Here is a 15,093-nt window from a genome sequence, read left to right as displayed (position 1 = left end):
TACAACCTCAAGGAAGACCGATGAAAGCTAAAACAAGCAATATAAAAACTCGATACTTCATCGCAATTGGTTCGCAAGTTGTGCTCTTGTCTATCGCTATGAGTATGTCTACCTCTATCGCTCATGTAGCATTGACTGTACTCGCCGCAGCAATTCCATGGTTTGTATTGCCTAAGCGAGTGACAAGCGAAGTGCCATCTAAAAAAGCTAGTGAAAAGGTTCTTTCGTCTGGCAGCACTCCACCTGGCGAAATCTCCCCGATGCTGAGCTTAATTTCTCAGCAACTAACCGACCCGCTTGATCACCAACGAAGTGTGGTCGATGAATCCGTAGAGACGCTCAACGAAAGCTATTTTGAGCTGCAAAAGTTAGCTGAGGGACAAAGTCAGATCACATCAGAGCTTGTAGATAACCTGCTCGGTAACCGTGATCATGAAAGCGACATAAGCCAAGTGCTACCTAAGACCGAAGCGATTATTCGTCAATTTGTCGATACCTTAGTCAATGTTTCCGAAAAAAGTATCTCGGCAGTGCACAGTATCCATGATATGTCGGACAAACTAGATTCGGTATTTAAGCTATTGGCTCAGGTTAGAGGTTTGTCCGAACAGACGAACCTTCTGGCACTTAATGCAGCGATTGAGGCTGCGCGTGCTGGTGAGGCTGGACGAGGATTTGCGGTCGTCGCACAAGAGGTACGTAATCTTTCACACAAAGCGAAAGAGCTCAACGATGAAATTGAAGCGGAAATCAATGTCGCGCAACAGACAGTGCAAGAGGCAAACAAGACGGTAGGTGAGATGGCTTCTATTGATATGACAGAAGCGATTGAATCGAAAGACAAGGTTGATGAGATGCTCCGCGGTGTCCAAGAAGTGAATATTTCAGTGGAGCAAGAAGTACAGAAGATACGTTCGAGTGGGGATCGATTACATACCCAGGTTGATAATGGTATTCGAGCGCTACAGTTTGCTGACATCATCGTTCAGCAGGGTGACTACGCTAAGCAGTCCGTCGCCTATCTGCAAGAGTTCATCAACCTTTGCGAGCAATGGACTCGTCAAGATATCGATCAGCAAGATTTTGCCGAAGCAGTCGTAGCACTTCAATCTCAGGTTGAAAGTCGAGGGGCGCCAGCCGCATCGCAAGAAAGCATTGAAGAAGGGGAAGTCGAGCTTTTCTAACCATTAACATACGTTAATTACATAAGGTCAAAGGGGAAGAGTATGTCAGTAGAAACAGTGATTGATTCCGCAACCAAGCATGTCACCATTTTGATTGAAGGTGCGTTTGGATTTAATTTGGTTCAAGAGTTTCGTCGTTGCTATAACGATCGCCAAGAGTTTCGTTTCACAATTGATCTGAGAAAGGTTGATTACATAGATAGTGCGGGCCTTGGTATGTTGCTCAATATGCACAACTACCTAGGCCAGGAAGATGGCATGATTCGAATAACCAATACCTTGCCACAGGTGAGAAAGATTTTAACCATATCTCGCTTCGATAAGAAGTTTGCCATTGAGTAATAACTCGGAGGTTAGTTATGCATGTAATGATCGTTGATGATCACGCGACCAATCGAGAACTATGCCGATTCATGCTCAATCATCTAGCTGAAACTGTCACTACGTTTGAAAACGGTGAAGGGGTGGTGGAGGCTATGAAAGAGATGGATAATTTGCCCGACGTTATCCTGCTAGACGTAATGATGCCGATTAAAGATGGTTTCACTACAGCGGAAGAAATTAAGCATGCGTTTTCTGATGTTCATATTCCCATTATTTTTCTCACGGTACTTGATGACCATGTCTCGTTTGAACGCTGTCTAACAGTCGGAGATGACTTTATTCTTAAGCCGGTTGAACGAAGTGTTTTGATCGCTAAGGTGCAAGCGCATTGCCGAATCGTTAAAATGCATAATGAAGTAAAAGAACAACGCGATGAACTGAGCCAATTCCGTGAGCAAGTCAGCTATGACTACGCCATTGCGGAATCTATCTTCTCCAATCTAATGCATGAGATGAGTTCGCAGGTTAAAAACATCTATGGCATTAACTATTTATCTACTCCTTCAACGGTGTTTAATGGCGACTTGATTGTTGTTGCAAATCGTCCTCATGGTGGTGTGTATGTCATGATTGCCGATGCAACAGGGCATGGATTGCCTGCGGCAATTTCTGCGATTCCCGCGACTCGAGCATTTTTTTCTATGGCTGCCAAAGGGCTCTCACTCGGTGAAATAGCAAGAGAGATTAACGATGTATTGGTTCGTTTCTTACCTATGGGGATGATGCTAGCAGCCAGTATTTTTGAAGTCCGTGCAAATGGATTCGAAGTCTCTTGGTGGGGAGGGGGGTTACCTGACGGATACTTAATCGATAATGACGGCACTATTGTTAGAAGATTAACCTCCACTCATATGCCACTGGGGGTGCTACAAACTCACGAGTTTGAATCTGATTTACTTCACTTCAAACTGGAGCCCGACCAACAAATCATTTGCTACACTGACGGTGTTATCGAAGCGACCAATGAGTCTGGTGAGCAGTTTGGCCAAGAGCGCCTTGAAGCCTCATTTACCTGTCAGCAGTCGGTGATTCCCGTTCTTTACGAATCCGTACGTCAGTTTGCCGATGAATCTGTGGGTGATGATTTATCGATACTGACCATGAAGTTTCCTATTTTAAACGGCAACAACCAAGATGTTCCTATTGAACCCATTCAATACAACAAAATTCCTTGTAACTCTACGCTTCGGCTAGATGGTAGCGTGTTGCGCCAAGTGACAGTCATGACCGAAGTACGAAAGTTTTTAGCAGGCATTTTAATCAGTGGCGCTCACTTAGACTTGGTTTGTTCTGTACTTTCCGAGCTGTTTGCCAATGCTATTGATCATGGTTTACTCAAGCTTGATTCCTCAATTAAAGAGCAACCTGATGGCTTCTTTCTGTTCTATCAAATGAAAGAAGAAAAAATAAAACAGATTGATGACGATGCTTGGATTGAGCTCGGAGTTAACTACGATCCTAAGCAGCAAAAAGTGACGCTTGATCTTGAGCACAATGGAGAGGGGTTCAATTACGAGAGGGCCCACAACTCGTCAGGGCAAAACCAAACTCACGGTCGAGGCATTATTCTTGCTTCTGAATTATGTGATTCGTTGGAGTATTCCAAACAAGGCTGTCGTGTTACCGCTGTGTACTCTATAGGTGCTGCTCATCACTTTCCGAGCTCTAGCTAACGTTATTTACAGTGTAAAAACGCCTTCTAGTGATGTACGCCTTAATTTGTCACACACTTGATACAGTTGGGGGAATAACTTCTATACACTCAAGTAAGGACGTACATAGGGCAGAATGGCATGTGGAACAAGTTTGTCGCTTTTTCTGAAGACAAGGAACAGGTTGTCGCGAAGTTATCACCGGATATTACAGTGGATAATAACTTCGACACCAGAGGGTTAAATGATGCATTGGCAGCGATCGGTGCTGATGAGTACAAGCTACTTGATGATGAAGTCGCTCGATTTATCAATCTCGCCAAAGAGATGAAGAGTGAAGCTTATATCGGGATTTCGATTGCTGAAGTGCAAGATGCGACGGTTGAAGTGGTGCTTTCTGAGCATGACATGTTGGCGAGTATGGTTGTGGTTGGTGCCTACAAAGGCAAGCCACTTCGTGGACCGCAAATTGTGCAAGCTCTTGCACAGGCGCATGTTACCAAAGGCATTAACAAGCTTGCGTTGAAAAAAGTTTTGGTAATGAGTCATCAGTTAAAGGCGGGGGAAACCTTTACTCAGCCAGTAGCTAAAGGTAAAAACCCTGTCCAAGGCGTCGATGCTAAGTTCGTTCCTCTTGTCGAAGATCCAACCAAACAAGTTCTTGCCCCCAAAGCCTCTGATGAAGACGGCAAAGTGGATATGCTTAATCTTGGTGAAACCATTACCGTTTCTGAAAATGACCCTTTAATGAAAAGAGTTCCGGCGACAAAAGGCAAGCCTGGCATTACAGTACAAGGGAAAATTATTCCGCCTAAACCGGGCAATGACTCTGTACTTAAAGCAGGTAAAGGAACCAAAGTATCGCCTGATAATCCCAATCTATTGGTCGCAGAAGTTTCCGGTATGCCCGTGTTAAAGGAAAAGAGTGTCGATGTGGAAGACGCACTTTGTTTGCCAACGATAGGTGTATCAACTGGGCATGTTAAATTTAAAGGCAATGTGGTGGTATTTGGCAATATTGAGTCCGACATGGTTGTCCGTACCACGGGGTCACTGACTGTCGGTGGCTTTATTGAGTCTGCCGACGTTCAGGCGCAAGGCGACATAGAGGTGGCGAAAGGTATTATTGGTCACAACGTCTCTGAGGATGAGAAGAAAAGCTGTGTGGTGAAATCGGGTGGTTCAATTACAGCCAATTACGCGCAGTTTAGCGAATTGCAAGCGGCCACTGATATTCACCTTGCCGTGCACTGTATGAATAATGAAGTACGATGCGGACACAATTTAGTGGTATGTGACGCCAATGAAAGGCAAGGAACACTTAGCGGTGGTAGCGCAAAAGTCGGCGACAAAGTAACTTGTGTAAATCTTGGGGTTGAGGGTGACACCGCCACTCATGTGCATGCCTTTGCTCGCTTCCAAATGTTTAAAGACAAGCAAGCTAAGTTGAAAGAGCAGTACACCCAAGCTCAAGAAGCAACCATGGATATGGTTCGTAAAGAGTTGGAGTTAAAGAAAATTCCTAAATCAGAGCGAACTCCAGAACAAGAAGAGAAACTCGAAGCGGACAAGAGCGATGCCAATGCTCACCTAGAAAAAGTCAAACACGCTCGTGATACTCATGAGCAGGAGTTAGAAGTGGCATTAGAAGAATCTATCATTGAAGTGAAAGGCAAGGTCTATACTCACGTAACGGTTCAATTTGGCGAAGAGAAAGTCACGACCAAGCGAGTTCATGGGCCGAGTACCTTTAACTTCAATCAGTTTGAAATTAAGTTCTCCTCAATGTTAGAGGAAGAAGATGTCGGGCAAGATGTCTAAATAGCTTCAATGTTTCTTATAAAACAATTCCACCCGCAAGCATCTTGCGGGTGGAATTGTTTTAACAATAGGCTCATACCTGACAGTGAATTTAGGCGCCGACTAATACTTCTTAGCGAGTACTACCAGTGAGCCAATATTTACATTACGATTAGAATACCGTGTTGAGTATTTCACCAAGCGCCTTGTAGGAAAGCGAAGTCTGGCCAATGGTGTAGTTTTCTTGCATATGTTGCTGACGCATCGCGTCATCAAACAGATAGCTTTCGGTCTGCTTTGCTGCACTGTCGATACGTGTTGGACACACTTGAGCTAGATTATTGGCATCCCAGCTTAGTTCTTCTCCTAGATCTATGATGTGGAAGCCAAAGTGTTCAATATCTGTCTTGTATACTGGGTAGCGATAAACGACTTGCGGAACATTAGCGATCAAGCCTTCAAGGAATTGGTTCCCCCAACCTTCAAGCCAGCTTGGGTAGGTTACAATATCAGCGTGGACATAAGCATCCCACAATGAGTAGGTTTTGATGCCGTTTTTGCTACCACGCGAGTGCTCGATGCGATGGTTAATATCAAGCAAAGTCACATTCATCTGGTCTGCTTTCGCTTTGAGTTTATCGTAGTATTCATCTTCTTCATTCATACCTGCAAGAACAAGAATGATTTGGCTATCGGGCTGAATTTGTTGCCCATTATAGAGAGTTCTACCGATCCAGTCAGGGAGCTTTTGGTTTAGTGCCGCAATGAGATCAATGGCGAGCTCTATGCCTTTACGCGCAACAATCCGTGTGGCTTGCAGGATAACAATGTCCTGATCTCGAATGCCAAACTCACTTCTAATATCTTGATTGTAGTCATCGATCTTCCAGTCTGAATGGTCAAAGTCGAATACATTGGGTACAACAGTCGACTCATAGCCTGTCGCATTTCTTAATGATTCCTTAGCTAACTTGTTGATGACGCAGTGCTTGTCTTGCGGGCGCTGTGGAGGAAAATGCTTGTCGAGTATCTGCTGAATGCTTGGGTAGCAAGGCTGACTAAATTTCTCACGTTCCCAGTGAAAATCGTGGTGGTGATTGACTACTTTAACCCCGGTGTTCTCGATTGCTTTTTCTAGACCAATTGCGGCGGCTAAGCTGTGTCCAACAGCGAAGATATTGTTGGGTACAATCACATCGATATTAAGCTTTTCTATGATTGCAGTGGCTTGAGACGCGATCTCTTCAGCTTGAGAGTGAATGGCTTCAAGCAGAGACTGTTCGGTTTCGAAATACTGAGGTGCAATGAACGCGTCTTGAGTAATCTTGGTATTTAGTTCGTCTTCATATTGCAGAGCGTTGATGCATTCTGCTTCAACACTGCCAGAACTGCCTGCCATGTAAAAGACTTGATGCCCTTGTTGCTCGAGCGCCCATTTCCATTTATCCATCTCAAGTGAAACGCCGTCAGTTTCGCCGACACGGTAGTGAGTTAACAAAATTCTCATAACTTATAGTTCCATAACAACTGTAGAGTAAAGGTTTAAACCTTGTTCATCGTTACCAGGAGCATTTCGGCTTCCTGCGGCAACGCGATTTAAAATATCCATTGAAACATCGCCGCTTTGAACCTCGACCGCGTATGCTTTCATTGCTGATCCACCATCGATTGAGATGGCATTTCGTATTGTTTCGCCGTCGAAGAAATTGATGTCTGATTGCGCTAAGCGACGCACAAGGTTTGCGACATCAACAATGTTTACTCCAACGCTCATTTCGTGCCGCCCATCAAACAGCAGATAACCTACATGGTTGTCAGTTTCAATGAACAACCCCCCAGGTTCACGGATGATAGCGTCAAAGTTATTGGTTTCTTTTCCCGTGCGTGACAGAGCAGCGTCAGTTTTTGCGACTTCATCTAGGGCTTTTTCTGCTTGCTGGGCACTAAACTGAGCTCCGGTTGGAACAATACTTTGTCCATCAATGACCGAGGGCACCAACCCACCTAGAATCTGGGTATATTCTGAGAAATCACAAGAGCGTGAGTAAGGAATCACGGAAACAGGGGTTCTAGCTGACAATCCGTTGGGGTAGAGTTGGTTAAACCGTTCAGTTTTAAGTGACAACACGGCACCAAATGAAGGCAGCGGACATTCGCCACACCAAACTTTGACCACTTGCTCATACGGCTTTTGCCCCTCCCCCTGATTGCTAATGAAAACATTGACGCGATCTTTAACGGCCAGCATAGGGGCAAAGGTGTCCAGCGAGCCTTGATATTCATATGGATAGCTTGGATTAAACAGGGCTACGTCAAGTTGTTCAACCTGGTCCATCGGTGGGTTAATGTTATCTGCTTTGATAGTGTGGCCCGCGATGGTAATGTCGTAAGCGTAGTTGCGAATATTAGGTAGAACCTTGACTTCACCGCTATGTTTAATGCCAATTGCAGCACTATGTGCACTGTCAAAACCTGCCGTTTCAATGTTGCCTTGTGAATCGGTAAAGTAGTAAAAGCCTAAGTAGGAAAGTATCTCTGGTAACTGGTGATCAGGATCAGAATATCGATGCTGATGTGACCACTTATGAGCACCGACGTTAAGGTCTCGGGTCATGAAGTAACCTAGGTTACCGACTAAACCGCGAAATGAAGGACCTGCATTGAGTCTATCTCTTAAGTTAGCCAGTTGGTTGCCTGTAAAATGATAGCCTACACGAGTCTTTTTCAGGTTTTTCTGTTTTGCCCACGCTAGAGTGACAGACGTACTTGCTAGCGGTTTAGGTAACTCAATAGGGGTATAATCATCCACGCTTGGAAGTGAGTCTGGCTCGAAATGTGGCATTTCAAAATGGATGCGTTTTAATTCAATTTCTGGATGTGATTTTTTGGTCGCGCTAAATCTAGCTTTTAAATCAGTTTCAAAAGTCGTTTCAGTATTAGGGTGAAGTGGATTGCCAAGTGGTCCTTGGGCCATTTTGAACCCAGCTATTGGGGCTGAATTAAAGTAAGCTCCGGCAGCGATGGTTTGTGGAACCCAATGCTGTTTTGTTAGCTTTTGGTCGCATTTTGACGAATTTTGCTTAGTTTTTGGGCTATGTGTCTGATTTTTCATGGGTGCTTTATATAATTGGGAACAGGTTTTTGTAGGGTGCGACTAACCGCACCCATATGAGTTTATGATGCAGAATAGGCCAGCTGGTATAGAGGTATCATCGCGGCACCAGTAGCGGCCATTTTGTCGCCAGAAAGTGTCGCAGGTGTAATGTTGGGCATAACTTCTTCATCTTCGAGGTAGTTCTTTAGCGAATTGATGCTCGCATTATGCAGATCTTTTACCAACTGAGAGGGAAGGAGTCCGCCGACAATGATCTCTTCCGGGTCGCAGATGGCGCGAATGGCTTGCAGTGCAGAAACCAACTGTTGTTGAGCATTCTTTTTCCACTCGATGACTTTTTCTGGGTTCTTGGCTAGCAAGGTTGATAAAATTTCTTCACGGTGTGGGCTTGGATCTGACATACCCAGATAGTCATACAAACACGACAAAGATGGACGATTATTGCGGTCGGGAAACAACTTACCGATACGACCGGCGTTCCCGCCTGCACCACGATAGGTTTGGCCATTGAAGAAGTGGCCACCACCAATACCATAACCTAGATAGAGATAGAAAAAGTTGGCATGGCGAGCCCGTTTAGAACGCACTGATTCCCCCAGCGCTGCTGCGTTGCCATCGTTGTCTATCCAGCATGGGCAATTAAATTGTTGCCCAATACGTTTTGGTATATCGATCTCTTCCCATTTTTTAAGGTGTGGTGGCATCGTAATGTTATTGCTACCTTGAACAAAGTTACAGCTGGTAGTCATCCCAATTCCAATCAGCTTAGCAAACTCTTCTTCAAACGCTTTTGAAGTCACTTTAAGCAAGTCAGAAAGCTCATCGATGGCCGATTCTGGATCAGAAAAAATACCGCGTATAGCACGTGAGAAGACACTTTCACCTGTGAAATCGACCAGCTCGATACTTATTTTTTCAAGCTCAATATTGATACCTAGGCTGTAAGCGGCGTTGGGGTTTATTCCCAACTCAATTCCGGGCTGTCCACGTGATCCTTTTTGTTTCCCTGTGACTATGATCAGCTCGTCATCAAGCATCTTCTTAGTTATTTTTGTTATCGCTGCTGGTGTCAGACCACTTTTCTCCGCGATAGCTGCACGTGTTGTTGGTGCGTTGCGATGGATTATCGATAGTATTTGACGCTGTGTATCGGAGCCAAAATCAATCACATTCAATCCTTAACCGTTTAGGTTTAATTTCTTGTTATTCATCCATTGGCTAACCACACAAACTCTACGCATCTTGTTGGTTAGACTGTTATTGGACACTACTATTTGATTAATCACCTGAGGTTTCTTATTCAAGTTATTAATCAAATAGGCTCGATCGAAACCGAGCCTGAATTATTACATTAATACGTTCTCTACAAACGCTTTTTTCGCTTCAGTTGCGTACTCTGATGTAAAGAACTCAGAGCTGTATGAACGTTGCGTACTATCGACTAGTGCGTTGGAGTCATCTGCATCTGGGTGTTGAGGAGCTGCTCCGAACACTGTGTTTAGACCTGTCTGAGCCTGTGCTGAAGTAATCCAGTGAATGAATACTGCAGCCGCCGCTTTATTCTTAGCATTCTTTGGAATCATGATGATGTTACCACCACCTGGCATACCAAATTCTGGAATATAGAATTTAATGCGTTGCGTGATTGCGCCATCTTTTTGCAAACCGGCTAAATGATCTTCCCATGCTGGTGCCATGGCGATTTCGCCATCGTTGATCCGTGTCAGGCTGTCAGCGTTAGATGCGGTGATGATAATGTTGTCTTTTTGCTCTTCAAACCACTGCCAAGTTTTGGACCATTGCGTCATCGCTGACTTGTCCATGGTGCTTTGGAAGTAAGTATCGTTGCTGCCAGATACATGGTAGATAGCACGTTGAATAAACGCATTGCCTGCACCACCTTTATTCGGATCGTTAACACCAAACTGCTCTGGATGTTTTTCAATCCATTGAGTTAACTGGTCAAAAGATTGCGGTAGCGACTTTTCATCAACACGCATTGGGTCGTAGGCAAAACCGGTCTGGTTACCCCAAAACGCGTAAGCATATCCTTGGGTGTCGACTCCGACTAAGTTGGTGCGTAGCTTATCGCTACCAGGGATAATATCAGTGAGTGGGCCATAGACGACGTTGCTTTGAATCATCATTGGCAGTTTGACGGTGTCCAATGCCATCACGTCAATGGTTCCCTGATCTTTGCGCGCTTCAGCGAGTAGTTTGTTGCGGTTACCTGCTTCATTTCCCTCTGGTACACGCACCTTAATGCCATACTCTTTCTCGAATGAACGGAAAAACTTACGGAATTCTGGTTGAAGGTACCAAATGTAGGCGTTGACCATTTTTTCTTTTTTGGCTTGTTCTACGATTTGATCCCAAGTCATGGTGTTTAGGTCATAAGCAAAAGTGTTCGTCGATAGACTGGCAGTTGTTGCTATGGCAGCGGTAAGAAGGAGTTTTTTCATTGTTGTGTCTCTTTATAATTTTCTGTTTATAGGGGTACAGCTTGTTATGATTTAGGCTTTGCCTGTGGATTCTGCGAGGTAGTTACCTTTAAGCAGACGTTCAATAATCAGCATTAGAATGACATTTGGAATCACCAGTATCAGAGAAACCACCGCCGCATTCGGGCGAATAAATGAATAGCCCAGATAAGAGTAAAGAATGGTTGGCACGGTGACGTAGTCTGGTGAGCCAAGCACAAATGCAATATTGAACTCTTCAATACTGATGACTAAGCAGAAGATCAGTGATGCCAGTAACCCGGGTTTTAGCATCGGTAGGTAGGCATTTTTGAACGTAGTCCATGAGTTTCCCCCCAAATCTCGGCTAGCATCGATTAAGTCTTGTGGCACGCTCTTAAAGCTCGCCGACAAAATGCGGATAGCATATGGTAGGGCTAGGACAGTATGACCAACGACGATGCCTATGTATGCGTTGGAGAAATCCAGAGCAATCAACATTGAGCTGAAGAACACACCAATTATCATACCCGGCATCACAAGAGGTAGTAGCGTGATCACTTCTGCAATTCGTTTGCCTCTGAATTCAATACGGCCAAAGGCGTACGCAGTGGGCAAAGCCAAGAGAACAGTAAGGATTGCCACAGCAGGAGCAATGGTATAACTGTTTTGTAGCGCTTCTACCAGCCCCGAGTTTTCCCACATGTCTGTCCAACGGCCAAATGACAGTACTTGAGGTAATACATCTGGATAGCTCCATGGATGCTCTGGGTCGACTAAAGACCATAACAAAGCCATGATGAAAGGAACGCCGAGCCAAAAGAAGTTTACTGCGATAAATAGACCGATAGCGATTTTGTTGATCAGCTTTCCATTTTTGGTTTTCACTTTTGGAGAGCTCCCGCTTGGTAGAGCTTTTGATACCAAAGAAGTCATTATTTCAATCTCCCTTTCTTATAAGCAAGTGGCGCGGTTAACAGAGAGATAGCAAGCGCTGCGATAACAGCCGTTACCATAATGATCACGGCGATAACTGCACCTTTATTCCATTCCATAAACTCTGTAGAGGTAATGTGCATGAGCATTGACAGTGAGTAAGTGTTTTTCGGCCCGGCGATAGAGTAGAACGAGTAGTCGCCTAAGGCGCCAATGAAGATTAAGATCAACGAGACCTGAAGTGATGGAATCGAAATGGGAAAGATGATGCCTTTAAATCGGCTCCATGCAGAAGCTCCTAGGTCTGAAGCGGCATCCAATACATCATTTCGGATAGAGTTGACCGCCCCTGCCAGCAAGATCATGGCAAATGGCAGCTGCTTCCACACTTGTAGCATGATTACACCCCAGCCAAAATCGTCGTTTTGCATTCGGATGGGTTTGTCAGTGATACCTAGACCCATGAAAATTTGGTTTACGATACCGTGGTAAGAAATGACGTTTACCAAGAGAAATGCTGCAACTAGACCTGGGATAAACATTGGTGCTCTAAGAACCCCAGTGATTGTTGTTGACCCTGGAAACGGTTTGCGCAACCAAAGTACCAACGGGTAGGCCATTGCTACGGCGCCAAGCGCACCGATTACGGAAACCTTAATTGAATAAATCAGCGACTTATGTAGTTTTGCGTCGCTGAGAGCTTCTTGCCAGAATGAGAGTGAAAAGCCACTTTCCCCCATCATATTGTGAAACCCCAGGCTTTGAGAGATCACCATATAGAAGGTTGACCCCATCAAAAGCATGATAGTGCCGACACCGGGAAGCAGCATCAGCCAAACTTTCCAGCTGGTGAGATTGTTGTTCATGCTGTGACCTCTTCTAAGAAGCGGATACCTGTTCTTGGAATCGAAAAGTTTAGTGATTGGTTGTCGAATACAGGTTTCTTTGGTAACTGAATGCGAACCTCGATAGTCGAGTCTTGCTCAGGTTGTACAACCAAATCTGTCACATTACCCATAAATGCCATTTTTTGTACATTGGCAGCAAAGCTGTTCTCACAACTGCTGGTGGCGACGGATGCGTCTTCTGGTCGCCAACAAACATAAACGTACTCACTCTTTGGCTGCTCACTAGACTCGACAACAAATTGACCCAGCTCGGTATCGATTTGGTAGGTGTTATCTTGAGCGAGTGGTTTTACCTGCGCAGGCATGATGTTTGCTGCTCCGATAAAGTCTGCGACAAATCGGCTCGCCGGACGATAGTAAATATCTTCTGGAGTACCTATTTGTTCGATTCGTCCTTTATTTAACACGACAATCTTATCTGACATTGCTAGTGCTTCTGCTTGATCATGAGTGACGTAGATGGCGGTTAGGTTATAGCGCTTTTGCAGCTCTCGAATCTCAAAACGTACCGATTCACGTAATTTAGCGTCGAGGTTAGACAAAGGTTCATCAAATAGAATCACTGCCGGTCTGGTTACCATGGCGCGAGCGAGCGCAACACGTTGTTGCTGTCCACCAGAAAGTTCGCTTGGCATCTTGTGAGCGTGTTCATCGAGATCAACTTGAGATACTGCTTCTTCAACACGTCGCACCTGTTCGTTCTTAGTCACTTTTTTCTGTTGCAAACCAAATGCAATGTTATGGTCGACGCTTAAGTGCGGGAACAGTGCGTATGACTGGAAACACATAGCGGTATTGCGCTTCTCTGGGGAGAGATTGTTAACGACTTCATCACCAATAACGATTTCACCAGAGTCTGGGGAGTGAAAGCCACCGATCATTTTGAGCAGTGTAGTCTTGCCACAACCGGATGGGCCAAGAAGGGTGACCATTTCCCCTTCTTCTGCAACAAAACTGATGTCTTTTGACGCTACAAAGTCGCCAAAGTTTTTACAGATATTTTTTAGTTCTAGTCGTGACATTCGATTGCCTTTTATTGTCGAAGTTTGTCTTTTGTCAAAGCGTAGAGTAGGGCACTAACATGACAAATATATTAACTTGGTTAATTTAATGTTTTTGTGAAAGTGTTCACGGCTTGAGCTTTGTTAGAGGTTTTCTTAATAAAAGATAATGAAAGTGTGATCTTGTTTGTGGAAATGATGAGGTTTTATTAAGGTCGTTAATTTAAGTAACAAATAAGATAGAGCTGCCCAATTGGCAGCTCTGAAAAAGGGATTAGTTCGAGTTTAGAAGTGCTAAAAGCTGCTCGGTTTTGTCTTTCAACAATTGAGTACATACCCTTGTTTCGACATTTAAGCGAACGACAGGTTCGGTATTAGAAGTTCTTAAATTGAACCGCCAGTCGGAGAACTCCATACTAATACCATCGGTGTGATCAACCGTTAATGCATCTGTCTCAAAGATAGATTTAATGCGCTGAAGTGTCGATTCGGGTGCGGCTAATCTGCAGTTAATTTCACCCGAGGAAGGAAACGCTGCAATACGCTCAGCCACCAAGTTCGACAGTGTGTCGCCTTTCAAACACAATAATTCGCTGACCAGTAACCAAGGTATCATACCGCTATCGCAGTAACCAAAGTCTCGAAAATAGTGATGGGCGCTCATCTCTCCACCATAAATGGCATCTTCACAACGCATACGCTCTTTGATGAACGCGTGACCAGTTTTAGACATGATGGCATTGCCACCATTGCGCTCAATTATATCTATGCTATTCCACGTTAGGCGTGGGTCGTGGATGATCTTAGCCCCTGGATTTTTGACGAGAAACGCTTCAGCGAGCAGACCTACAATGTAATACCCTTCGACGAACTGGCCTCGTTCGTCAAATAGGAAGCAGCGGTCAAAATCACCATCCCAGGCGATTCCCAAATCTGCATTATGTGCCAAAACGGCTTCGGAGGTATCTTTGCGGTTTTCCGGTAACAAAGGATTAGGGATTCCGTTAGGGAAGCGACAGTCAGGCTCGTGGTGAAGTTTAATCAATTCTATTGGAACACCGAGTTGTAAAAAGCGCTGTTCGAGTGCATCAACTACATGCCCTGCGGCACCATTACCAGAGTTAACAACTAACTTAAGTGGTGCGATGTTTTTGAGGTCAATGTAGCTAAGCAAGTGTTCGGTGTATTCAGCAAGATGAGAGGTTACTCGGTAGTTGCCTTTACAGGCCGGCTCAGTAAACAGGCCTTGTTCAGCTAGAGATTGAATTTCCTTTAGACCGCTCTCGCCACTAATGGGTTTCGCTCCTTCCCTTACTAGCTTTAATCCGTTGTAATCTATGGGGTTGTGACTCGCGGTAATCTCTACGCCGCCATCAACATCCATAACTTGCGCATAGTAGTAGATTTCTTCAGTACCTGTTAACCCAAGGTCTATGACATCGACCCCAGCATCCATTAACCCTTCTGCTAGGGCTTGTTTTAGAGGTATCGATGTTGCTCTGGCATCACCTCCCACAACGACGCTACGTGCGTTGAGATATTGACCAAAAGCGCGGCCAATCCGATAGACGATATCGTGATTAAGCTCTTGTTCCAATTTGCCACGAATATCATAGGCCTTAAAACAGGTTAGTTCTTTCATTTGCTACCCTTA

12 protein-coding genes are annotated in these 15,093 nt (G+C 44.7%); 4 read left to right on the top strand and 8 right to left on the bottom strand.

From position 1 onward, the window contains the following. Nucleotides 1–20 precede the first annotated feature (20 nt). The 4 genes from AC6R16_RS15210 to AC6R16_RS15195 all read left to right on the top strand — a co-directional run bounded on the left by AC6R16_RS15210 (nucleotide 21) and on the right by AC6R16_RS15195 (nucleotide 5,041). On the top strand, nucleotides 21–1,184 hold the full coding sequence (locus AC6R16_RS15210) for a methyl-accepting chemotaxis protein (protein ID WP_500674912.1): 1,164 nt from the start codon (nucleotides 21–23) through the stop codon (nucleotides 1,182–1,184). A gap of 42 nt (nucleotides 1,185–1,226) precedes the next feature. After that, entirely contained in the window at nucleotides 1,227–1,526 is a 300-nt protein-coding gene (locus AC6R16_RS15205; protein ID WP_004746336.1) for an STAS domain-containing protein, read from the top strand. Between the two features lie 17 nt (nucleotides 1,527–1,543). Next, entirely contained in the window at nucleotides 1,544–3,241 is a 1,698-nt protein-coding gene (locus tag AC6R16_RS15200; protein ID WP_500639891.1) for an ATP-binding SpoIIE family protein phosphatase, read from the top strand. Between the two features lie 120 nt (nucleotides 3,242–3,361). Then, entirely contained in the window at nucleotides 3,362–5,041 is a 1,680-nt protein-coding gene (locus AC6R16_RS15195) for a flagellar assembly protein A (protein ID WP_500639890.1), read from the top strand. 151 nt (nucleotides 5,042–5,192) lie between these two features. Here AC6R16_RS15195 and AC6R16_RS15190 read toward each other — a convergent pair whose 3' ends face one another. The 8 genes from AC6R16_RS15190 to AC6R16_RS15155 form a co-directional block, all read right to left on the bottom strand. Beyond that, on the bottom strand, nucleotides 5,193–6,527 hold the full coding sequence (locus AC6R16_RS15190) for a glycosyltransferase (RefSeq protein WP_500674911.1): 1,335 nt from the start codon (nucleotides 6,525–6,527) through the stop codon (nucleotides 5,193–5,195). A gap of 3 nt (nucleotides 6,528–6,530) precedes the next feature. Next, nucleotides 6,531–7,994, bottom strand: coding sequence for a hypothetical protein (locus AC6R16_RS15185; RefSeq protein ID WP_500674910.1), 1,464 nt, complete (start codon nucleotides 7,992–7,994; stop codon nucleotides 6,531–6,533). 200 nt (nucleotides 7,995–8,194) lie between these two features. Next, nucleotides 8,195–9,304: an ROK family transcriptional regulator gene (locus AC6R16_RS15180; protein ID WP_500639887.1), complete on the bottom strand. Its 1,110-nt coding sequence runs from the start codon at nucleotides 9,302–9,304 to the stop codon at nucleotides 8,195–8,197. 177 nt (nucleotides 9,305–9,481) lie between these two features. Next, complete coding sequence (locus AC6R16_RS15175; protein ID WP_500639886.1) at nucleotides 9,482–10,597, bottom strand: extracellular solute-binding protein; 1,116 nt, start codon at nucleotides 10,595–10,597, stop codon at nucleotides 9,482–9,484. A gap of 51 nt (nucleotides 10,598–10,648) precedes the next feature. Then, nucleotides 10,649–11,530 carry an ABC transporter permease gene (locus tag AC6R16_RS15170; protein ID WP_500674909.1) on the bottom strand — a complete coding sequence of 294 codons (882 nt, stop codon included), beginning with the start codon at nucleotides 11,528–11,530 and terminating at the stop codon, nucleotides 10,649–10,651. Further along, nucleotides 11,530–12,396 (bottom strand): ABC transporter permease, encoded by an 867-nt coding sequence (locus AC6R16_RS15165; protein ID WP_500639884.1) that lies wholly within the window; start codon nucleotides 12,394–12,396, stop codon nucleotides 11,530–11,532. Before AC6R16_RS15165 ends, AC6R16_RS15170 begins: the two co-directional genes overlap by 1 nt. Continuing rightward, nucleotides 12,393–13,460 (bottom strand): ABC transporter ATP-binding protein, encoded by a 1,068-nt coding sequence (locus AC6R16_RS15160; RefSeq protein WP_500639883.1) that lies wholly within the window; start codon nucleotides 13,458–13,460, stop codon nucleotides 12,393–12,395. The genes AC6R16_RS15165 and AC6R16_RS15160 overlap by 4 nt, the downstream gene beginning before the upstream one ends. Nucleotides 13,461–13,713: 253 nt before the next feature. Then, nucleotides 13,714–15,081, bottom strand: a complete 1,368-nt coding sequence (locus AC6R16_RS15155; RefSeq protein ID WP_500674908.1) for a phosphohexomutase domain-containing protein — start codon at nucleotides 15,079–15,081, stop codon at nucleotides 13,714–13,716. Nucleotides 15,082–15,093: the final 12 nt, after the last annotated feature.

Source organism: Vibrio sp. R10-SG3-ISO10, from assembly GCF_059834185.1.
This window is presented reverse-complemented; position numbering and strand designations above follow the sequence as displayed.